The organism is Pseudomonas sp. TSO6 (genome assembly GCF_056098905.1).
In genome coordinates, this window is the sequence record NZ_JBLZWV010000021.1 from 1 (window position 1) to 18,921 (window position 18,921).

22 protein-coding genes are annotated in these 18,921 nt (G+C 62.9%); 19 read left to right on the forward strand and 3 right to left on the reverse strand.

Translation table 11 applies throughout. The features are described 5' to 3' along the window. Window positions 1-44: 44 nt before the first annotated feature. From ccmA to ACN6NG_RS07035, 17 genes are all read left to right on the forward strand, one after another. On the forward strand, window positions 45-677 hold the full coding sequence (gene ccmA, locus ACN6NG_RS06955; RefSeq protein WP_016498577.1) for a cytochrome c biogenesis heme-transporting ATPase CcmA: 633 nt from the start codon (window positions 45-47) through the stop codon (window positions 675-677). Then, window positions 674-1,342 (forward strand): heme exporter protein CcmB, encoded by a 669-nt coding sequence (gene ccmB / locus ACN6NG_RS06960; RefSeq protein WP_012051653.1) that lies wholly within the window; start codon window positions 674-676, stop codon window positions 1,340-1,342. Before ccmA ends, ccmB begins: the two co-directional genes overlap by 4 nt. Before the next feature lie 46 nt (window positions 1,343-1,388). Beyond that, window positions 1,389-2,156 carry a heme ABC transporter permease gene (locus tag ACN6NG_RS06965; protein ID WP_016498579.1) on the forward strand — a complete coding sequence of 256 codons (768 nt, stop codon included), beginning with the start codon at window positions 1,389-1,391 and terminating at the stop codon, window positions 2,154-2,156. Beyond that, entirely contained in the window at window positions 2,153-2,329 is a 177-nt protein-coding gene (gene ccmD, locus ACN6NG_RS06970) for a heme exporter protein CcmD (protein ID WP_012273475.1), read from the forward strand. The genes ACN6NG_RS06965 and ccmD overlap by 4 nt, the downstream gene beginning before the upstream one ends. Beyond that, window positions 2,326-2,781 carry a cytochrome c maturation protein CcmE gene (gene ccmE / locus ACN6NG_RS06975; protein WP_049277351.1) on the forward strand — a complete coding sequence of 152 codons (456 nt, stop codon included), beginning with the start codon at window positions 2,326-2,328 and terminating at the stop codon, window positions 2,779-2,781. Before ccmD ends, ccmE begins: the two co-directional genes overlap by 4 nt. Beyond that, window positions 2,778-4,766: a heme lyase CcmF/NrfE family subunit gene (locus ACN6NG_RS06980; protein WP_414816542.1), complete on the forward strand. Its 1,989-nt coding sequence runs from the start codon at window positions 2,778-2,780 to the stop codon at window positions 4,764-4,766. Before ccmE ends, ACN6NG_RS06980 begins: the two co-directional genes overlap by 4 nt. Beyond that, the gene (locus ACN6NG_RS06985) at window positions 4,763-5,299 is read left to right on the forward strand and encodes a DsbE family thiol:disulfide interchange protein (RefSeq protein WP_063423090.1); all 537 of its coding nucleotides are present in this window, start codon (window positions 4,763-4,765) and stop codon (window positions 5,297-5,299) included. Before ACN6NG_RS06980 ends, ACN6NG_RS06985 begins: the two co-directional genes overlap by 4 nt. After that, complete coding sequence (locus tag ACN6NG_RS06990) at window positions 5,296-5,772, forward strand: cytochrome c-type biogenesis protein (protein WP_016498583.1); 477 nt, start codon at window positions 5,296-5,298, stop codon at window positions 5,770-5,772. Before ACN6NG_RS06985 ends, ACN6NG_RS06990 begins: the two co-directional genes overlap by 4 nt. Then, window positions 5,765-6,961: a c-type cytochrome biogenesis protein CcmI gene (gene ccmI / locus ACN6NG_RS06995; protein ID WP_063423091.1), complete on the forward strand. Its 1,197-nt coding sequence runs from the start codon at window positions 5,765-5,767 to the stop codon at window positions 6,959-6,961. Before ACN6NG_RS06990 ends, ccmI begins: the two co-directional genes overlap by 8 nt. 12 nt (window positions 6,962-6,973) lie before the next feature. Next, complete coding sequence (locus ACN6NG_RS07000) at window positions 6,974-7,390, forward strand: hypothetical protein (RefSeq protein WP_063423092.1); 417 nt, start codon at window positions 6,974-6,976, stop codon at window positions 7,388-7,390. A gap of 414 nt (window positions 7,391-7,804) precedes the next feature. After that, window positions 7,805-8,743, forward strand: coding sequence for a 2-hydroxyacid dehydrogenase (locus ACN6NG_RS07005; protein ID WP_414816543.1), 939 nt, complete (start codon window positions 7,805-7,807; stop codon window positions 8,741-8,743). Between the two features lie 49 nt (window positions 8,744-8,792). Further along, on the forward strand, window positions 8,793-9,581 hold the full coding sequence (locus tag ACN6NG_RS07010; RefSeq protein ID WP_016498586.1) for a PhzF family phenazine biosynthesis protein: 789 nt from the start codon (window positions 8,793-8,795) through the stop codon (window positions 9,579-9,581). A 79-nt stretch (window positions 9,582-9,660) separates the two neighbouring features. Beyond that, entirely contained in the window at window positions 9,661-10,068 is a 408-nt protein-coding gene (locus ACN6NG_RS07015; RefSeq protein WP_061203375.1) for a GFA family protein, read from the forward strand. Between the two features lie 82 nt (window positions 10,069-10,150). Then, window positions 10,151-10,489, forward strand: a complete 339-nt coding sequence (locus tag ACN6NG_RS07020) for an FKBP-type peptidyl-prolyl cis-trans isomerase (RefSeq protein WP_232877057.1) — start codon at window positions 10,151-10,153, stop codon at window positions 10,487-10,489. Window positions 10,490-10,777: 288 nt separating this feature from the next. After that, a complete protein-coding gene (locus ACN6NG_RS07025; protein WP_061203374.1) occupies window positions 10,778-11,284 on the forward strand; it encodes a hypothetical protein in 507 nt (168 codons plus the stop codon). A 233-nt stretch (window positions 11,285-11,517) separates the two neighbouring features. Further along, window positions 11,518-12,180, forward strand: coding sequence for a hypothetical protein (locus tag ACN6NG_RS07030; protein WP_063423096.1), 663 nt, complete (start codon window positions 11,518-11,520; stop codon window positions 12,178-12,180). Window positions 12,181-12,224: 44 nt separating this feature from the next. Continuing rightward, on the forward strand, window positions 12,225-13,418 hold the full coding sequence (locus tag ACN6NG_RS07035; RefSeq protein WP_474313337.1) for an FAD-dependent oxidoreductase: 1,194 nt from the start codon (window positions 12,225-12,227) through the stop codon (window positions 13,416-13,418). 118 nt (window positions 13,419-13,536) lie between these two features. Here the strand turns inward: ACN6NG_RS07035 and ACN6NG_RS07040 are convergent, their stop codons facing one another. From ACN6NG_RS07040 to ACN6NG_RS07050, 3 genes are all read right to left on the reverse strand, one after another. Then, window positions 13,537-14,265, reverse strand: coding sequence for an aspartate/glutamate racemase family protein (locus tag ACN6NG_RS07040; protein ID WP_016498592.1), 729 nt, complete (start codon window positions 14,263-14,265; stop codon window positions 13,537-13,539). Window positions 14,266-14,281: 16 nt separating this feature from the next. Continuing rightward, a complete protein-coding gene (locus ACN6NG_RS07045; protein WP_156858308.1) occupies window positions 14,282-15,814 on the reverse strand; it encodes an NCS1 family nucleobase:cation symporter-1 in 1,533 nt (510 codons plus the stop codon). Between the two features lie 555 nt (window positions 15,815-16,369). After that, window positions 16,370-16,807 carry an Lrp/AsnC family transcriptional regulator gene (locus tag ACN6NG_RS07050; RefSeq protein WP_063423160.1) on the reverse strand — a complete coding sequence of 146 codons (438 nt, stop codon included), beginning with the start codon at window positions 16,805-16,807 and terminating at the stop codon, window positions 16,370-16,372. Between the two features lie 133 nt (window positions 16,808-16,940). Here ACN6NG_RS07050 and ACN6NG_RS07055 point away from each other — a divergent pair, with 133 nt between their 5' ends. Next, a complete protein-coding gene (locus ACN6NG_RS07055; protein ID WP_063423159.1) occupies window positions 16,941-17,837 on the forward strand; it encodes a DMT family transporter in 897 nt (298 codons plus the stop codon). A gap of 145 nt (window positions 17,838-17,982) precedes the next feature. After that, entirely contained in the window at window positions 17,983-18,909 is a 927-nt protein-coding gene (locus ACN6NG_RS07060; RefSeq protein WP_063423158.1) for a class I SAM-dependent methyltransferase, read from the forward strand. Window positions 18,910-18,921: the final 12 nt, after the last annotated feature.

The following is an 18,921-nucleotide window of genomic DNA, read 5'->3' on the forward strand; positions in this document are numbered from 1 at the left end:
CGCGCCCCCGCCGGCCCGAAGCCCTACAAAGATAAGGCGAAACCGTGACCCTTCACCTCCAAGCTGCGGGCCTGGCCTGCGAGCGCGACTGGCGCCTGCTGTTCGAGCAGCTCGATTTCGAGCTGGGCGCCGGCGACATGCTGCAGATCAGCGGCCCCAACGGCAGCGGCAAGACCAGCTTGCTGCGGCTGTTGGCCGGGTTGATGCAACCCACCGCCGGGCAGATATTGCTGGGCGGCAAGCCCCTGGCCGAGCAGCGCCATGCCCTGGCCAGCATTCTGCTGTGGATCGGTCACGCCGCGGGCATCAAGGACCTGCTCACCGCCGAGGAAAACCTCACCTGGCTGTGCGCCCTGCACCAGCCGGCCAGCCGCGAGGCGATCTGGGCGGCGCTGGCGGCGGTCGGTTTGCGCGGTTTCGAAGACGTACCCTGCCATACCCTGTCGGCCGGCCAGCAGCGCCGCGTAGCCCTGGCCCGTCTGCACCTGGCCAGCCCGCCGCTGTGGATTCTCGACGAGCCGTTCACTGCCCTGGACAAGCAAGGCGTAGCGCAGCTCGAAGCGCACCTGGCGGCCCACTGCGAGCAGGGCGGCACAGTGGTGCTGACCACCCACCATACGCTGGAACGCAAGCCCTCCGGTTACCGTGAACTGAACCTGGGGCAATGGGCGGCATGAGCGTATTCATCCTGTTGTTGCGTCGCGAAGCGCGCCTGCTGTTCCGTCGCCCTGCCGAGCTGGCCAACCCGCTGGTGTTCTTCGCCATCGTCGTGGCCATGTTCCCGCTGGCAGTCGGCCCGGAAAGCCAATTGTTGCAAACCTTGTCCCCGGGCCTGGTCTGGGTAGCGGCGCTGCTGGCAGTGCTGCTGTCGCTGGACGGCTTGTTCCGCAGCGATTTCGAGGATGGCTCGCTGGAGCAGTGGGTGCTGTCGCCGCACCCGCTGGCGCTGCTGGTGCTGGCCAAGGTGCTGGCGCACTGGATCTTTTCCGGGCTGGCGCTGGTATTGTTGGCGCCGCTACTGGCGCTGATGCTGGGGCTGCCGAGCCATTGCCTGCCGGTGCTGCTCGGCTCCCTGCTGTTGGGCACACCGGTACTGAGCCTGCTGGGCGCGGTAGGTGCGGCGCTGACAGTCGGTCTGAAACGCGGTGGTTTGTTACTGGCGTTGCTGATTCTGCCGTTGTATATCCCTGTATTGATCCTGGGCAGTGGTGCGTTGCAAGCGGCGTTGCAAAATATGCCCGCAACCGGCCACCTGCTCTGGCTCGCCAGCTTGACGGCCCTGGCCGTGACCCTGGCCCCCTTTGCGATAGCGGCCGGCCTGAAGATCAGCGTCGGCGAATAACGAGTCCCGGGCTTTCAAGCCCGGCAAATACCCTGGATGTACCCTGATGAAAATAAGCTGGACGTGGTTCCACAAGCTGGGCTCCCCGAAATGGTTCTATGCCATCAGCGGCCGTATGCTGCCATGGCTGGCCGGCGCTGCCGTGCTCCTGTTGCTGGTCGGTATCACCTGGGGCCTGGCGTTCGCCCCCCAGGACTACCAGCAAGGCAACAGCTTCCGCATCATCTACATTCATGTGCCGGCGGCGATGCTGGCGCAGTCCTGCTACGTGCTGCTGGCGGTCGCCGGGGTGGTGGGGCTGGTGTGGAAGATGAAACTGGCCGACGTCGCCCTGCAATGTGCTGCGCCCATCGGCGCCTGGATGACCGCCGTGGCGCTGGTTACCGGCGCCATCTGGGGCAAGCCGACCTGGGGCAGTTGGTGGGTGTGGGACGCCCGCCTTACGTCCATGCTCATCCTGCTGTTCCTGTACTTCGGCATTATTGCGCTGGGCCAGGCAATCAGTAATCGTGACAGTGCGTCCAAGGCCTGTGCGGTGCTGGCGATTGTCGGCGTGGTCAACATCCCGATCATCAAGTACTCGGTGGAGTGGTGGAACACCCTGCATCAGGGCGCGACCTTCACCCTGACCGAAAAACCGGCGATGCCCGCAGAAATGTGGTTGCCGCTGCTGTGCACGGCGTTGGGTTTCTACTGTTTCTTCGGCGCTGTGCTGTTGCTTCGCATGCGCCTTGAAGTGCTCAAGCGCGAGGCGCGCGCCAGTTGGGTCAGGGACGAAGTGTTGAACAGCCTGGGGCGGAGGAGCGCACAATGAGCTTTGCCACCTTCGGTGATTTTCTCGCCATGGGCCACCATGGCCTGTACGTGTGGTCGGCCTATGGCATCTGCCTGGCGGTGCTGGCGCTGAATGTCGCTGCGCCGCTGTTGGCCCGCCGTCGCTACCTGCAAGAAGAGGCGCGCCGTTTGCGCCGGGAGAACAACCAGTGAATCCGCAGCGCAAGAAACGCCTGTTGCTCATCGTCGGCCTGCTGGTCGGCGTCGGGGTTGCCGTCGGCTTTGCCTTGAGCGCATTGCAGCAGAACATCAACCTGTTCTACACGCCCACCCAGATCGCCAACGGCGAAGCGCCGCTGGACACCCGCATCCGCGCTGGCGGCATGGTCGAGAAGGGCTCGGTGCAGCGCTCGTCCGACTCGCTGGACGTGCGCTTTGTGGTCACCGACTTCAACAAGTCGGTGCCAATCACCTACCGCGGCATCCTGCCCGACCTGTTCCGCGAAGGGCAGGGCATCGTCGCCTTGGGCAAGGTCAACGCCGACGGCGTAGTGGTGGCCGATGAAGTACTGGCCAAGCACGATGAGAAGTACATGCCGCCCGAGGTCACCAAGGCCCTGAAGGAAAGCGGCCAGGCTGCCACCGGTACGGAGGCCAAGCCATGAATGCGGCACTGGTAATCCCTGAACTCGGCCAGCTGGCGATGATTCTGGCCATCTGCTTTGCCGCCGTGCAGGCCAGTGTGCCGCTGCTCGGCGCCTGGCGTGGCGACAGCCTGTGGATGAGCCTGGCGCGCCCGGCGGCGTGGGGGCAATTCGCCTTCCTGGCCTTTGCCTTCGCCTGTTTGACCCATGCCTTCATGACCGACAACTTCTCCGTCGCCTATGTGGCCAGCAACTCCAACAGCGCCTTGCCGTGGTACTACAAGTTCAGCGCCGTATGGGGCGCCCACGAAGGTTCGTTGCTGCTGTGGGCGTTTATCCTGGGCGGCTGGACCTTTGCCGTGTCGGTGTTCTCGCGTCAGTTGCCGCAGGTGATGCTGGCCCGCGTGCTGGCGGTGATGGGCATGATCAGCGTCGGCTTCCTGAGCTTCCTGATCATCACCTCCAACCCGTTCCAGCGCCTGCTGCCGCAAGTGCCCACCGACGGCCGCGACCTCAACCCGCTGCTGCAGGACTTCGGCCTGATCGTTCACCCGCCGATGCTGTACATGGGCTACGTGGGCTTCTCGGTGGCCTTTGCCTTCGCCATTGCCGCCTTGCTCGGCGGCCGCCTGGACGCTGCCTGGGCGCGCTGGTCGCGGCCCTGGACCATCGTCGCCTGGGCGTTCCTGGGTGTCGGCATCACCCTGGGCTCGTGGTGGGCCTACTATGAGCTGGGCTGGGGTGGCTGGTGGTTCTGGGACCCGGTGGAAAACGCCTCGTTCATGCCTTGGCTGGTGGGCACGGCGCTGATCCACTCGCTGGCGGTGACCGAAAAGCGTGGGGTGTTCAAGAGCTGGACCGTGCTGCTGGCTATTGCCGCATTCTCGCTGAGCCTGCTGGGTACCTTCCTGGTGCGCTCTGGCGTGCTGACCTCGGTGCACGCGTTTGCCGCCGACCCGTCGCGGGGCATTTTCATCCTGTTCTTCCTGTTGTTCGTGGTCGGTGGTTCGCTCACCCTCTTCGCCCTGCGCGCACCGGTGGTCAAGAGCCAGGTCGGCTTCGCCCTGTGGTCCCGCGAGACGCTGCTGCTGGCCAACAACCTGGTGCTGGTGGTGGCCGCGTCGATGATTCTGCTCGGCACGCTGTACCCGCTGGTGCTTGATGCCCTGACCGGGGCCAAGCTGTCGGTGGGTCCGCCGTATTTCGATGCCTTGTTCCTGCCGCTGATGGCACTGCTGATGGTGGTAATGAGCGTGGGCGTGCTGGTGCGCTGGAAGGACACCCCGGGCAAATGGCTGGTCAGCATGATCACCCCGGTGCTGATCGGCAGTGCCATCCTTGCCCCGGTTGCCGGTTTTATCGTTGACGACTTCGACTGGCCGACCCTGACCGCCTTCGCCCTGGCTGCCTGGGTGGTACTCGGCGGGCTGCGCGACATCCTCGACAAGACCCGTCACAAAGGCCTGCTCAAGGGCCTGCCTGGCCTGGGGCGCAGCTACTGGGGCATGCAACTGGCACACCTGGGCCTGGCGGTGTGTGCGTTGGGCGTGGTGCTGTCGAGCAACAACAGCGCCGAACGCGACCTGCGCATGGCCCCGGGCGAAAGCGTGGAGCTGGGTGGGTATCACTTCCTGTTCCAGGGCGCCAAGCACTTCGAGGGACCGAACTTCATTTCCGACAAAGGTACCGTGGTGGTCAGCCGTGTTGGCCGTGAAGTGACTACCCTGCACCCGGAAAAGCGCCTGTACACCGTGCAGCAGTCGATGATGACCGAAGCTGGCATCGATGCCGGCTTTACCCGCGACCTGTACGTTGCCCTGGGCGAGCCGCTGGAAAATGGCGCCTGGGCGGTGCGTGTGCACATCAAGCCTTATGTCCGCTGGATCTGGCTGGGCGGTCTGCTGACCGGCCTGGGCGGGTTGCTGGCGGCACTCGACCGGCGCTACCGCGTCAAGGTCAAGACCCGGGTGCGTGATGCCCTGGGCGTGTCTGGAGCAGCTGCATGAAGCGTTGGATCATGGTAGTCCCCCTGGCAGTGTTCCTGCTGGTGGCGGTGTTCCTCTACAAGGGGCTGTTTCTCAAGCCCGACGAGCTGCCGTCGGCAATGATCGGCAAACCGTTCCCGGTGTTTTCCCTGGTTTCGACCCAGGGCGACCGCACCCTGACCCAGGCCGACTTGCAGGGCCGCCCGGCACTGGTCAACGTGTGGGCCACCTGGTGCCCGTCGTGCAAGGTCGAGCACCCGTACCTGAACCAGCTGGCGCAGCAGGGCGTGGTGATCCACGGGGTCAACTACAAGGACGACAACGCCGCCGCGCAGAAATGGCTGGCCGAGTTCCACAACCCCTACCAGCTGGACATCCGTGATGAGCAGGGCAGCCTGGGCCTGGACCTTGGGGTGTACGGCGCGCCGGAAACCTTCCTGATCGACGCCAAGGGCATCATCCGCTACAAGCACGTGGGCATTGTCGATGCCACTGTCTGGCGTGAGCAGCTGGCGCCGCTGTACCAGGGCCTGGTCGACGAGGCCAAGCCATGAGGCGCTGGCTGGCAGCTGCCGTGCTGGGCATGAGCCTGGCCGGTGTGGCCAAGGCGGCCATCGACACTTACCAGTTCCGCGATGACGCCGAGCGCGAACGCTACCAGCAGTTGACCAAGGAACTGCGTTGCCCCAAGTGCCAGAACCAGGACATTGCCGACTCTAACGCGCCGATTGCTGCCGACCTGCGCCGCGAGATCTTCCGCATGCTTGGCGAAGGCAAGAGCAACCAGCAGATCGTCGACTTCATGGTCGACCGCTATGGTGACTTTGTGCGCTACAAACCGGCACTCAGCGGGCGTACCTGGCTGTTGTGGTTCGGGCCGGGCATCCTGTTGGTCGGTGGTTTTGCGGTGCTGGCGGTGATCGTGCGCCGACGCCGTGGTACGGCTTTGCCGGGCAATAATGAGCTTTCCGTCGAAGAACGCGAGCGACTCGCCAAACTGCTGGAAAAAGAACAGACACATGACTGAATTCTGGCTTAGCGCGGGCCTGCTGCTGCTCGCCGCCCTCAGCTTTTTGCTGATCCCGATCCTGCGTGGCCGTGGCCGCCAGCAGGAAGAAGACCGTACCGCCCTGAATGTGGCCCTGTACCAGGAACGCGTTGCCGAACTGGCTGCCCAGCAGGCTGCCGGTGTGCTCGATGCGGCGCAGTTGACCAAGGGCCGTGACGAGGCTGCCCGAGAGCTGCTGGCCGATACCGAAGGCGCCGAAGCCCCGCGCCAGGGCCATCTGGGCAAAGCCCTGCCGCTGCTGGCTGCAGTGCTGGTACCGCTGATGGCGCTGGGGCTGTACCTGCATTTTGGTGCTGCCGACAAGGTGGCGCTGACCCAGGAATTCGCCGAGGCGCCCAAGTCGATGGAAGAAATGACCACGCGCCTGGAGCGTGTGGTCCAGGCCCAGCCGGAGTCGGCAGAGGCCCTGTACTTCCTGGGCCGTGCCTACATGGCCGAGCAGCGCCCGGCCGATGCTGCGCGTACCTTCGAGCGCTCGGTCGCTTTGGCTGGCCGCCAGCCCGAGCTGCTGGGCCAGTGGGCCCAGGCCCTGTACTTTGCTGCCGACAAGCAGTGGAACCCGCAGTTGCAGGCACTGACGGATGAAGCGCTGAAGGCCGACCCCAACGAAGTGACCAGCCTGGGCCTGCGCGGTATTGCCGCCTTTGAAGGTGAGCGTTACCAGGAAGCCATCGACTACTGGAAGCGCCTGTTGGCGCAGCTGCCGGAAGGCGATGCCTCGCGTGCGGCCCTGCAAGGTGGCATCGACCGCGCTGCCGAACGCCTGGGTGACCCGGCAGTGCAGGGTGCAGCGCCCGCACCAGTGGCTGCGCGGCTGAAAGTACGGGTGGAACTGGCGGCGGCACTGAAGGACAAGGTAAAACCGGACGATACGGTGTTCATCTTCGCTCGCGCCAGCAATGGCCCACCGATGCCCCTGGCAGCCAAGCGGGTGACGGTGGCGCAGTTGCCGATCGAAGTGGAGTTGTCCGATGCTGACGCGATGATGCCGCAGATGAAACTGTCGCAATTTGCCGAAGTCCAACTGGTTGCACGTGTTTCCCGCGCTGGCCAGCCTACCCGCGGCGAGTGGATTGGCCAGGGCGCGCCGTTGCCCAGTGCCACCCAGGCTACCCAGCACCTGACCATCGACAGCCCAGACCCGTAAGAGAGCAAAGCCATGCACAGCACCGTCCGCCTGACCCTGATTACCCTGGCCCTGGGTTTGTCTGCGTGTACGGTGCACCAGCCGTATGAACAGCCGGCACCCCCGATCGAGCGCGTGCCGCCGCAAGGGCCGGTGGTCAAGCCGTTGCCGGGTGGGCAGCCGTCCACCCAGCCGAGCAAACCGGCGGCGATACCCAAGCCGATGCCGCGCACCTCGGCCAGCTTTGCGCCACCACCTGGCGGGGCGAGCCACTGGGACCCCAAGCTGGGTGTGTATGTATTGGAGAAACAGCCCAATACCTTCTACCGGCAGCGTACCTATTATCGGTTTGATAATGGCTGGAGTTGGTCGCTGAGCCCGAATGGGCCTTGGCAGGATACTGACAGCAGTGGCGTGCCGGGTGGGTTAGGGCGAGCGTTCGCCGAGTAGTGGGCTTTTCCGGGTCTGTCTTGAGTTATTTGGGTGTTCGAGATCGAGCGCCGCCCGCGCCGCATCGCGAGCTGCGCTCGCTCCTACGATTGTTTCGGGCCAATTATTCCTGTGGGATTTGCGCGCGAACGCCTTGGTGCATGGCTCGATATCGCGTTGTACAAACAAGGCGGTCGCGCGAACCTGTCACAGGTGTAACTGGCCCGAAACAAACGTAGGAGCGAGCGCAGCTCGCGATGCGCCGCGCGGGCGGCGCTCGATCTCCCATGCACCGCATCTGTAACGCCGGACTCCCCGGCCGTTACGCAATCTCATCTCCCACTCCACCTATACAGTACAATTTTCCGCGCAATTACCAATTGACTGTACTGCACGGTAATTCCGCATAATGCCCCTTCAACATTGGGAGGTGGCATGCGCAAGACAGTCCTGGTACTGGTAGAAACCGTCGACGATTACCTGCCCATGCTGGAGCAGGCCGGTTACCGCCTAATCCGCGCCCCCTCACCGCAACTGCGCGCCGACGCCATCCAGCGCCACGCCAGTGAAATCGATGCCGTGCTCACTCGCGGCCCGCTGGGGCTGACTGCCGCAGAAATCGACGCATTGCCCAAGTTGCAGATCATCTGCGTGATCGGTGCCGGTTACGAGCAAGTCGACCTGGCTGCCGCCGCCGCCCGCGGCATCACCGTTACCAACGGCGCGGGTGCCAATGCCAGTGCAGTCGCCGACCACACCCTGGCGCTGTTACTGGCGCTGCTGCGCGACATTCCCCGTGCTGATGCCAGCACCCGGCGCGGTGAATGGAACCGGGTGATCAGCCCCTCGGTGAGCGGCAAGCGCCTGGGCATTCTTGGCCTGGGGGCGGTGGGGCAAGCCATTGCCAAGCGCGCCAGCCTGGGCTTCGACATGCCCGTCAGCTATCACAGCCGCACGCCGCGCGAAGATGTGCCTTACACCTGGTACGACAGCCCGCTCCACCTGGCCGAAGCTGTCGACATCATGGTCGTGGCCACCCCCGGTGGCGCCAATACGCAGCATCTGGTCGATGCCCAGGTACTAGAGGCGCTGGGCGGCAAGGGCTATCTGGTGAATATCGCCCGGGCCAGCGTGGTCGACACCGACGCCCTGGTGGCCGCCCTGGAGCAAGGCAAGCTGGCGGGCGCCGCCCTGGACGTATTCGACGACGAACCGGCGGTGCCGGATGCTCTCAAGGCTATGGCCAACACGGTGCTCACACCCCACGTGGCCGGACAGTCGCCGGAGGCCGCGCGCGATACCGTCACCCTGGTGCTGCACAACCTGCAGGCATTCTTTGCCGGTGAACCAGTGCTGACCCCGGTGCGCCAGTAACCCTTTCATACATCTGCCTGGCAAATCCCGGGCAACAAGGAGTGTGTGCATGCAACTCGAAATCTTCCAGGTCGATGCCTTTTCCGCTGAACCGTTCGGTGGCAACCCGGCGGCGGTGATCCCGCTACAAGCCTGGCTGCCGGACGATGTGCTGCAGCGCATTGCCGAAGAAAACAACCTGTCGGAAACCGCCTATTTCGTGCGCAACGGCGAAACCTTTGACCTGCGCTGGTTCACCCCGACCGTAGAAGTCGACCTGTGCGGCCACGCCACCCTGGCCTCGGCTTATGTGCTGTTCGAGCAGCTGGGTGAGCAGGCGCAGGTACTGCGCTTCAACACCCGCAGTGGCGAGTTGCGTGTCAGCCGTGGCACTGACGGGCTGCTGGCCATGGATTTCCCGGCCAGGCAACCGGCCGTCGTGGAAACCCCGGTGGGCCTGCTGCAAGCGCTGGGCCTGACCCAGGCACAGGCGGTGTACCGCAGCGATGACTATGTAGTAGTAATTGATGACGCCCTGTTGCTCGACACGCTGAAGCCGGACTTTGTGGCGCTGTCGGCCTTCGACGTGCGTGGTATTGCCGTGACGGCGGCAGGGCGTGGCTTTGATTTCGTCACCCGCTGGTTCGGCCCACGGGTTGGCGTGAATGAAGACCCGGTCACCGGCTCGGCACACACCTCGCTGGCGCCAGTGTGGGCTGACCGCCTGGGCAAGCAGTTGCTGAGCTGCGAGCAGGGCGGGGCACGCAAAGGCCAGCTGCTGTGTGAAGTACCGGGCAATGGCCGGGTGATCATCAGCGGGCGAGCGGCGTTGTACCTGCGCGGCACTGTGTACATCTGAAGCTTCACGCGATCCTTTGTAGGCGCGTTGCAGCTGGCATCTATAATTGCTGGCCCAACCCTCGCTAAAGGAACCAGCCATGGCCATGGAAAAACAAGGTACCTGCCTGTGCGGCGCCACCACGCTCAAGGTCATCGTCGACAACACTCATATCAGCGCATGCCATTGCAGCATGTGCCGCAAGTGGACCGGCGGGCCGTTGCTGGTGGTGCATTGCAGCCAGCCACCGGTGATCGAAGGGCGTGCCCCCAGTGTCTATGACTCGTCCGACTGGGCCCAGCGAGGGTTCTGCGGCCAATGCGGCACGCACCTGTATTACCGGCTGAAGGCCAACGACTTCCATGCGGTGCCGGTCGGCCTGCTGGATGGGGATCAGGAATGGGATTTCGATCTGCAGATTTTTGTCGAGCAGAAGCCCGCCTGGTACTGTTTTGCGAACCACACCAAAGAGCTGACCGGCCAAGAGGTGTTTGAGCAGAACAGCTAATCGTGTGCCGTCGATCCTGCTTGCCAAACCGGTGCATTCCTGAGAAAAGGGCGGCTTTGTTTTCCAGCGTTGGAGTGTGCCCGTGAGCCAAGAACTGCAGATCATCGACCTGGTCGAGGGTGAAGGCAAAGCCGCCGTCAAAGGCGCCCTGATCACCACCCAGTACACCGGCTGGCTGGCTGACGGCAGCGAGTTCGATTCATCCTGGTCACGCGGCAAGCCGTTCCAATGCGTGATCGGCACGGGTCGGGTGATCAAAGGTTGGGACCAGGGCCTGATCGGGATGCGCGTTGGCGGCAAGCGCAAACTGCAGGTTCCTGCACACCTGGGCTATGGCGAGCGCAGTGTGGGGGCCATACCGCCTGGCTCGGACCTGACCTTTGAGATCGAATTGCTGGAAGTGCTGACGCGGGATGATTGAGGAAAAGGACTACACGCGCTGTCGGCGCGTGTCTGATTGAGGGGCGATTCACAGCCAGTTAAGCTTGCCGACTCAACAAGCGAGAGGGGAGCAATTCCATGAAGTCGCATTTTTCCTCGAGGGTGGTACGCGAAGCTAACGCTTTGCTAGTTGCATCAGGTGCACGTATGGAAATTTTGCTACCGCGTGAACTGGCCAGCGTGATCACTAACCCGCGAAAGACCCGTTCGGAACTGAAGGCAGCCTTCACAGCCGCTTACTTCCGCCTGCGCAAGGGGTGAAAGCCTTATGGCGGACGGCTGTTACAACCACATCTACTCTGTGCTTGTAGAAAATGAGCAAGATACGCTCGGTATCATTGCCTATTCGTTATACAAGCGGCAGAAAATCGAATTCATCCAGGCTTTCAAAACAAAGCATGATCGGGAGCCCAAAGATGAAGACTTGGCTCCTTTCCACGACGTCAGCAACAGCGCCACGCAGATCGAGAGTTATCGAAACCAGGCCAGCCAGCTTGCTCAGGGCTTTCTTGACGCCTCGATCGCAGCGCAGGCTGTGGAGCTTGAACAGTACTACTCAGATAAGGCGAGCAGTGAAATCAGGCAAGCCAAACCTGGGTTCTGGTTGGGCGTGGCACAAAGTCTTGTAGGTTCAGTTCTATTTGTATTCTTGCTAGGTTTTCTGGTGTTTTTCGCCTGGAGTTTGAATCAAGGTCCGAAACAGGTCATCGAACAGGTGTTTGATGTCACCATCATCAACTCTGTCCCTGCGAGCGAAGCTGCAGGAGCACTGTGACGGCTACTCCCCAGAGTGATTAGTTGAGACTGGACATAATTCAGCAACACCCATCCCCTAATCTAGGCCTTGCCCAGGGAACGGCATCCACCTCCAGGGAGGAACCAAACGGGTTCAGGGCACTCTGACCCTCACTCGTTGCCAAGGATGGCATTCACTACAAGGCCGCCCTGCAGCTGACAGGGCGATGTGGCGGGTCAACCCGATTTTCTCTGCCACACGAGCCTGCCTTGATGAAGTTGCCAACATTCTTCCGCCGTCGTCGCCATTTGCTGCTGAGCCTGGTACTCACGGCCGTCGCCGTGCCGCTGGCGCTGGAGGCTGTTGAAAGCCGGGCTGAACCGGTGGATGGCACCCAAACCCTGGTGTTCCTGCGCCATGCCGAGAAGCCCGGTGAGGGGCTTGGCCAATTGAACTGCCAGGGCCTCAACCGCGCACTGGATCTGGCAACCTTGCTGCCGGAACGCTTCGGCAATGCCGACTACGTGTTTGCCGCCAACCCTTCGCGGCATGTCGAAGAAGGCAGCAAGGACGAAAGCTACAGCTACATCCGCCCGCTGATGACCATCACCCCCAGCGCCATCCGCCTCGGCTTGCCGGTGAATATCGACTACGGCGCCAACGACACCGACGAACTGGCCGATGAGTTGCTGAGCGAAAAATACCGCAATGCGACCGTCTATACCGCCTGGTCCCACGGCTACCTGCCTGAACTGATCAACACGGTGGCCGGCAAGGCCTTGGGTGAAGAGCGGGTAATCACCCAGGACTGGAGCGGCGATGACTTTGACACCCTCTATGTACTGACCCTGACCTGGCACGACGGCAAGGCCAGCCTGCTCAGCCGCAACGTGCGCCAGGGCCTGAATGACGGTGCGCATAGCTGCCCGACCTGATCCGCTGGTACTGTTTGGCCAGGAAGCCGGAACAGGGAAGTGTGATGAAGCAGCGGGTAACGGTAATCGGTGGCGGGGTGGTTGGCCTGGCAACGGCCTACGCGCTTGTTCGTGAAGGGTGGTCGGTTGATTTGATCGAGGCCCGTGACAGCCTGGCGTCGGCCACCAGCTTCGCCAATGGCGGGCAATTGTCCTATCGCTATGTGGCACCGCTGGCTGATGCCGGGGTGCCCTGGCAGGCACTGGGTTGGCTATTGCAGGGCGAGTCGCCGCTGCGCCTGCGCTTGCGTCTGGACCCGGCGCAGTGGCGCTGGCTGCTGGCATTCACCTTGGCATGCCGGCGCAGCGTCAATCGCCGAAATGCCGGGCAACTGCTGGAGCTGGCGCTGCGCAGCCAAGCCGTTCTGGCGCAGTGGCGCGACAGCCAGAACTTTGGTGATTTTGCCTGGCGGCGCAATGACAAGCTGGTGGCCTTTCGCAGCGAACGGGCCTTTGCCCATGGCCGGGCGCAATCGACCGACCCGGCCAGCCAGCGGGTGCTGGCGGCCTCCGAGTTGCGCGCGCTGGACCCTGCCCTGGAGGGCGCACCGTTTGTGGGTGGCGTGTTCACAGCGGATGAAGAGGTTGGCGACTGTCACTTGTTCTGCCAGCGCCTGGAGGCACTGTTGCGCGCTTCGGGGCAATGCCGTTTCCTGCTTGGTCGGCCAGTGACGCAGCTGGTACGGCGCCAGCACCAGGTCGTAGCGCTGCAACTGGGCAACGAACAACTGGAGGTGGAACAGTTGGTGCTGTGTGCCGGGCATCGTGGCCCAGGCTTGGCTTTACCGGGGGTGCAGATACCGGTGTATCCGCTTAAGGGCTACAGCCTGACGGCACCCATCAGCGCCTGGCATCGGCCGCCGGAGGTGAGCCTTACCGACTATGAACGCAAGATCGTCTATGCCCGCCTGGGGCAGCAGCTGCGGGTAGCGGCGATGGTGGACATTGTCGGGTTCGACGAATCGGTGGAAAAGCGCAGGTTGCAGAGCATGCGACGGCTGGCGCTGGAGACATTACCGATGGCTGCGGATTATGGGCAGGCGGTGGAGTGGGCGGGCATGCGACCGGCGACACCGACCGGGGTGCCGATCATAGGTGGGACGGTGTATCGCAACCTGTGGCTGAACCTGGGGCATGGGGCTTTGGGGTTTACACTGGCCTGTGGCAGTGCAGAGCGGCTGGCTAGAGAAATCGGTTGACCATACCGGCCTCTTCGCGGGTAAACCCGCTCCCACAGGACCCCACAGCATTCAGGTTTGTGGTGAACCTGTGGGAGCGGGTTTACCCGCGAAGAGGCCGGTACAGCCAAACCTGAAATCAGCGGCCCAGGCGCATCGGCCAACCCACCACTTTCTTCACCCGCGGCGTGGCATAGGTTCGCACTTTGGAGGTGCTCAAGCCCATGCGCACCAGCGATTCGGCGATGGTCACCGCCGCGCTCACGCCATCCACCACCGGCACGCCGGTGCGCTGGCGGATCTGCTCGTCCAGCCCGGCCATCCCACCGCAACCCAGGCAGATCACCTCTGCCTTGTCGTCACGCACGGCGCGTTCGGCCTGCTCGACAATCGCCTCCACAGCCCGTTGTGGGTCAGCTTCCAGCTCCAGCACCGCCAGCCCGCTGGCCCGCACCGACGCACAGCGGTCATAAAGGCCAGACAGCTTCAGACGGTCTTCGATCAGTGGCACGGTGCGGTCCAGCGTGGTCACCACGGAATAGGCATGGCCCAGGTACATCGCGGTGCTGGCGGCTGCATCGGTAATGTCCACCACTGGCACGTTCAGCAATTCCTGCAGGCCTTCGCGGCCGTGTTCGCCATAACCGGCCTGGATCACGGCGTCGTAGGGGCCCTCGTAGGCCAGCACCCGGTCCATCACGGCGATGGCGGCCAGGTAGCTTTCGAAGTTGCCTTCCACCGACTCGGCACCGAACCAAGGGGTAAGGCCGACGATTTCGGTACCGGGCGCTGCTACGGCCCGGGCTTGCTGGGCAATGGCTTCGGTGATGGCTTCGGTGGTGTTGACGTTGGCGATCAGAATACGCATGGGCAGTCCTCCCTGATTAATGGCTGCTGTGGTCGACGGCGATGCATTCGCCGCTGACGTCGTGGTAGTGGCGGTTGCGTGGTGCGATCAGCAGGTACAGGACGGCGGCGATGCCGGCACCGATCAGCCAGGAGAACGGGGCAACACTGTGGAAATTGGGTACCAGGGCCAGCACGATGGCCAGCAACGCAGCAGGCACGAAGGCGGCCACGGCGCGCAGGTTGATACCCTTGCTGTAGTGGTAGGCGCCGGTCGGGTGCTCGGTGTACAGCTCTGGCACGTTGATGCAGCCTTTGCGCAGCAACCAGTAGTCGGACATGATCACCCCGTACAGCGGGCCGAGCAGGGCGCCCAGGCCGGACAGGAAGTACACGATCACCAGCGGACTGTTGTACAGGTTCCACGGCAGGATCAGCACCGCCAGGGTGGCGCTGATCAGCCCCGCGCGGCGGAAGTTCAGGTGGCGTGGCGCCAGGTTGCTGAGCACGAAGGCCGGGGCGACGAAGTTGGCCATGATGTTCACCGCCACGGTGACAATCAGGAAGGCTACGCAGCCCAGTACCAGGAACAACGTGCTGGGGATGGCGGCGACGATCTGGGTCGGGCTGTCGATAATCTGGCCGTTGATCTTGAACTGCGCGCCGCACAGCACCACGGTGATCACGGCGAACACCAGGATGTTCACCGGCAGGCCCCAGAAGTTGCCGACGCGGATGGTCTTGCGGCATGGCGAGGAGCGGGCGAAATCACAGAAATTCAGCACCAGGGTGCCGTAGATGGCCAGCCACAATGCGCCGCCGGCGAAGATGTTGCGCCACATATCGATGCCGGTCAGTGGCTCGGCGACCGACCAGGCGATGCGCGCGTCGGCCCTGAAGTACATGAACACTGCCAGGGCGGCCACGGTCAGCAGGATCACCGGGCCGGCGAAGGCCTCGTAGCGGCGCACCATTTCCATGCCGTAGGCCAGGATCACCAGCTGTACCAGCCAGATTGACACGAAGCACACCCAGCCCAGGCTCGACAGGCCGAGGATGCTGTCGTGGTCGTAGGCCGCCATTTGCGGCCACACGGCGGTAAGCAGCACGCGCAGCACCACTGAGGCCAGGTAGGTCTGGATGCCAAACCAGGCAATGGCAATGACTGCGCGGATCAGCGCCGGTATCTGTGCGCCATGGATGCCGAAGGCAATGCGGCTGATGACCGGGAACGGCACCCCGGTTTTCTGCCCCATGTAGCCGGACAGGTTCATGAAGAAGTACACCAGCGCCGCGCCAATGGCCAGCGACAGCAAAATCTGCCAGCCACCCAGGCCAAGGGCGAACAAGCCCATGGCGAACGAGTAGTTGGCAATATTGTGCACATCGTTTGTCCACAACGCGAAGATGCTATAGCCACCCCAGCGCCGCCCTGCGGTGCGTGTCGGGGCAAGGTCGCGGTTGTGCAGGCGCGGGCTCAGGGCCAGTTCTGGCGCATTGCCGACGAGGCTGGAAGCGGGGTGGGTGCTGGCGACGGATAGTTCAGGGGCAAGGTCGAGGCTGCTACTCATTCCGGCGGGCTCCTGATGCACATTGACTGCGATGAGCGGGCATGCGCACGGGCTCGCCATCTCGTCGGTGCAGCTTGGCATCACAGGGTTCTGGGCGCGGCGGCCGGCTTTGGACCGGCGTGGCGGGTTCTTGTGTATTTATGTTCTGTTTAATTTGTATACAAAACACGAACACACAAAAGCGAGTTCCATGCCAAGGGAAAGCAAGTTTTACCAGATGGACATTTCGAACTTATCTTGTTGAAAGATAAGTTAATGAAATAAGTGAGGTATAAATTGACCGAATGAACAGGTTTAAATTTTCTCTCGACTATTTAGTTGATCGAATGGTCAAAATTAGTTGCGGGGAGTGTGTAACGCAATGGGGCGTTTCTGAAGAAAGTGCACACAAAAATGGCACTTATGGTGACGTTTATGTGTACAAAAAATAGTCAGGTTTTCCTGCGCTGGCCTCTTCGCGGGTAAACCCGCTCCCACAGGGTTCAACACAAGCCCAAATCTGGTGCAGTGCCTGTGGGTGCGGGTTTACCCGCGAAGAGGCCGGAACAGGCGAATTCATTCCATCGGCGGCAATCGCCGCTTCACCGGGCTTTTCTTGATGATGGCGGTGTTGGTCTCGGCCAGCACATTGATGCGGTCGAGCAGGGTGTCCAGTTGCTCCATCGAGCGCACATGCAACCGGGCAATGAAACAGTCCTCCCCGGTGACCTTGTCGCACTCGGTGAACTCGGGGATGGCAATGATCTGCCGTTCTACCTCCTGCAGCTGGCCCGGCAGTGGGCGGACGCGCACGATGGCCTGTAACTGGTAACCAAAGGCGCGCGGGTCGACCTCCACGGTGTAACCGCGCAGCACCCCACGCTCTTCCAGTCGGCGCAGGCGCTCGCTGACGCTGGGCGCGGACAGCCCGCTGACTTGCGCCAAGGCTTTGAGCGAGCGGCGCGAGTCTTCCATCAGTGCGTTGATCAGCAGTTGGTCGATGGCATCGGTCATGGTCACCTCGTCAGGTAATTCGCGTTATTTGCCTTGATAGTAAAGGCAAGGCTGCAAATTTGCCTTGGTAAACCGCTGGAAGGCAAGGCTGCAACCTTTGCATACTGTTGTCATCGTCAATAGGAGGTGTGAGATGGACAGTTCATTGCGCCGTGGCTCGCTGGAAATGGTCGCCGCCATGCTGATTTCCGGGACCATCGGCTGGTTCGTGCTGGTGTCGGGGCAGCCGGTGCTCGAGGTGGTGTTCTGGCGCTGCGTTTTCGGCGCCGTGACCCTGCTGGTGATTTGCGCCGCTTTCGGCTTTTTGCGGGCCGGAGTCATCAGCCGTACGGCGTTCCTGTTGGCGATCGCCAGCGGCGTGGCCATTGTCGGCAACTGGCTGCTGCTGTTTGCCTCGTATTCCCGTGCGTCGATCGCCATCGGGACAGCGGTGTACAACGTGCAGCCGTTCATGCTGGTGGGGCTGGCAGCGCTGTTTCTGGGCGAAAAGATCACACTGGCCAAGCTTACATGGCTTAGCGTGGCGTTCCTCGGCATGTTGGCCATCGTCAGCGCCCATGGTGCGGGGCAGGGCGGTGGTGAGGAATACTTGCTGGGCATTGGCCTGGCACTGGGCGCGGCGTTTTTGTATGCCATTGCGGCGTTGATCATCAAGCGGCTGAAAGGCACCCCGCCTCACCTGATCGCGTTGATCCAGGTAACGACGGGTGTGCTGTTGCTGGCGCCGTGGGTCAAGCTCGGCGGATTGCCGGGTGAAGCGCCAGCGCTGGCCAGCCTGTTGACGCTGGGCATGGTCCACACCGGCCTGATGTATGTGCTGCTGTACAGTGCCATCCAGCGTTTGCCCACTGCGTTGACCGGGGCGCTGTCGTTCATTTACCCGATTGCGGCGATTCTGGTGGACTGGGTGGCGTTCGGGCACCGCTTGGCGCCGCTGCAATGGCTGGGGGTAGGGCTGATTCTGCTGGCAGCGGCGGGGATGCAGCAGGGATGGTGGTTCCGGCCAGCGCGGCTTGCAGTCAAGAATTGAAGTGACCTTGCGGGCCTCTTCGCGGGTAAACCCGCTCCCACAGGATCACCGTAGCTCTGAATACTGTGGGGTCCCTGTGGGAGCGGGTTTACCCGCGAAGAGGCCGGCAAGGTAGAATGCCGCTTTTGCCAGCCTGCGACCCACCATGACTTCCCCGATTCACACCTTGGAGCAGCACCTGCTCGCCGCCCTCGACCCTGCTCCGCAGGAAACCCGCCGCCTGTTCCATGGCCGTGGCCGCTGCTGGGCAGGCCTGGAGCAGGTCACTGTCGACTGGTTGCAAGGCGTGCTCTCGGTAGCCCTGTTCCGCGAGCTGCCCGAGGGCCAACTGGCCGAACTGGAAGCCATGCTGCGCAACTTGGCGCAGAGCCCGCAATGGGCCGGCCAGGCCATTCTCATCCAGCACCGCTACTTGCCCGACAGCCCGGGCCAGTGGCTGCTGGGCGAGCCGTGCCACCAACGTGAGGTGGTCGAAGACGGCCTGACCTACCTGCTGGACCTGGGCGTGCGGCAGAACAATGGCCTGTTCCTCGACATGCGCTACGGTCGGCGCTGGGTGCGCGAGCAGGCGGCGGGCAAGCGAGTACTGAACCTGTTCGCCTACACCTGCGGCTTCTCGGTGGCAGCGATTGCCGGTGGCGCCGAACAGGTGGTGAACCTGGACATGGCCAAGTCGGCCCTGTCTCGGGGGCGGGACAATCACCGCCTCAATGGCCACGATGCTTCGCGGGTGGCGTACCTGGGGCATGAGCTGTTCAAGTCGTGGGGCAAGGTGCGCAAGTACGGGCCTTACGACCTGATCATCATCGACCCGCCGACCTTCCAGCGTGGCAGTTTCGTGCTGACCCAGGATTACGCGAAGATCCTGAGGCGTTTGCCGGAGTTGCTGAGCGCGGGTGGGACGGTGCTGGCCTGTGTCAACGACCCGGGGATCGGGCCGGAGTTTCTGATTGAAGGGATGGCCGAGCAGGCGCCTTCGTTGGCGTTTGTCGAGCGGCTGGAGAACCCGCCGGAGTTTCCGGATGTGGACCCGGCCGGGGGGCTCAAGGCCTTGGTATTCCGCCAGACCTGAGGTTGCCAGTAC

What these genes read in the sequence shown, in the direction of transcription:
- ccmB (WP_012051653.1), top strand. Translation starts at nt 674, where the DNA reads ATGAGCGTATTCATCCTGTTGTTGCGTCGCGAAGCGCGCCTGCTGTTC.
- ACN6NG_RS06965 (WP_016498579.1), top strand. Translation starts at nt 1,389, where the DNA reads ATGAAAATAAGCTGGACGTGGTTCCACAAGCTGGGCTCCCCGAAATGG.
- ccmD (WP_012273475.1), top strand. Translation starts at nt 2,153, where the DNA reads ATGAGCTTTGCCACCTTCGGTGATTTTCTCGCCATGGGCCACCATGGC.
- ACN6NG_RS06980 (WP_414816542.1), top strand. Translation starts at nt 2,778, where the DNA reads ATGAATGCGGCACTGGTAATCCCTGAACTCGGCCAGCTGGCGATGATT.
- ACN6NG_RS06985 (WP_063423090.1), top strand. Translation starts at nt 4,763, where the DNA reads ATGAAGCGTTGGATCATGGTAGTCCCCCTGGCAGTGTTCCTGCTGGTG.
- ACN6NG_RS06990 (WP_016498583.1), top strand. Translation starts at nt 5,296, where the DNA reads ATGAGGCGCTGGCTGGCAGCTGCCGTGCTGGGCATGAGCCTGGCCGGT.
- ccmI (WP_063423091.1), top strand. Translation starts at nt 5,765, where the DNA reads ATGACTGAATTCTGGCTTAGCGCGGGCCTGCTGCTGCTCGCCGCCCTC.
- ACN6NG_RS07000 (WP_063423092.1), top strand. Translation starts at nt 6,974, where the DNA reads ATGCACAGCACCGTCCGCCTGACCCTGATTACCCTGGCCCTGGGTTTG.
- ACN6NG_RS07005 (WP_414816543.1), top strand. Translation starts at nt 7,805, where the DNA reads ATGCGCAAGACAGTCCTGGTACTGGTAGAAACCGTCGACGATTACCTG.
- ACN6NG_RS07010 (WP_016498586.1), top strand. Translation starts at nt 8,793, where the DNA reads ATGCAACTCGAAATCTTCCAGGTCGATGCCTTTTCCGCTGAACCGTTC.
- ACN6NG_RS07015 (WP_061203375.1), top strand. Translation starts at nt 9,661, where the DNA reads ATGGCCATGGAAAAACAAGGTACCTGCCTGTGCGGCGCCACCACGCTC.
- ACN6NG_RS07025 (WP_061203374.1), top strand. Translation starts at nt 10,778, where the DNA reads ATGGCGGACGGCTGTTACAACCACATCTACTCTGTGCTTGTAGAAAAT.
- ACN6NG_RS07030 (WP_063423096.1), top strand. Translation starts at nt 11,518, where the DNA reads ATGAAGTTGCCAACATTCTTCCGCCGTCGTCGCCATTTGCTGCTGAGC.
- ACN6NG_RS07035 (WP_474313337.1), top strand. Translation starts at nt 12,225, where the DNA reads ATGAAGCAGCGGGTAACGGTAATCGGTGGCGGGGTGGTTGGCCTGGCA.
- ACN6NG_RS07040 (WP_016498592.1), bottom strand. Translation starts at nt 14,265, where the DNA reads ATGCGTATTCTGATCGCCAACGTCAACACCACCGAAGCCATCACCGAA.
- ACN6NG_RS07045 (WP_156858308.1), bottom strand. Translation starts at nt 15,814, where the DNA reads ATGAGTAGCAGCCTCGACCTTGCCCCTGAACTATCCGTCGCCAGCACC.
- ACN6NG_RS07050 (WP_063423160.1), bottom strand. Translation starts at nt 16,807, where the DNA reads ATGACCGATGCCATCGACCAACTGCTGATCAACGCACTGATGGAAGAC.
- ACN6NG_RS07055 (WP_063423159.1), top strand. Translation starts at nt 16,941, where the DNA reads ATGGACAGTTCATTGCGCCGTGGCTCGCTGGAAATGGTCGCCGCCATG.
- ACN6NG_RS07060 (WP_063423158.1), top strand. Translation starts at nt 17,983, where the DNA reads ATGACTTCCCCGATTCACACCTTGGAGCAGCACCTGCTCGCCGCCCTC.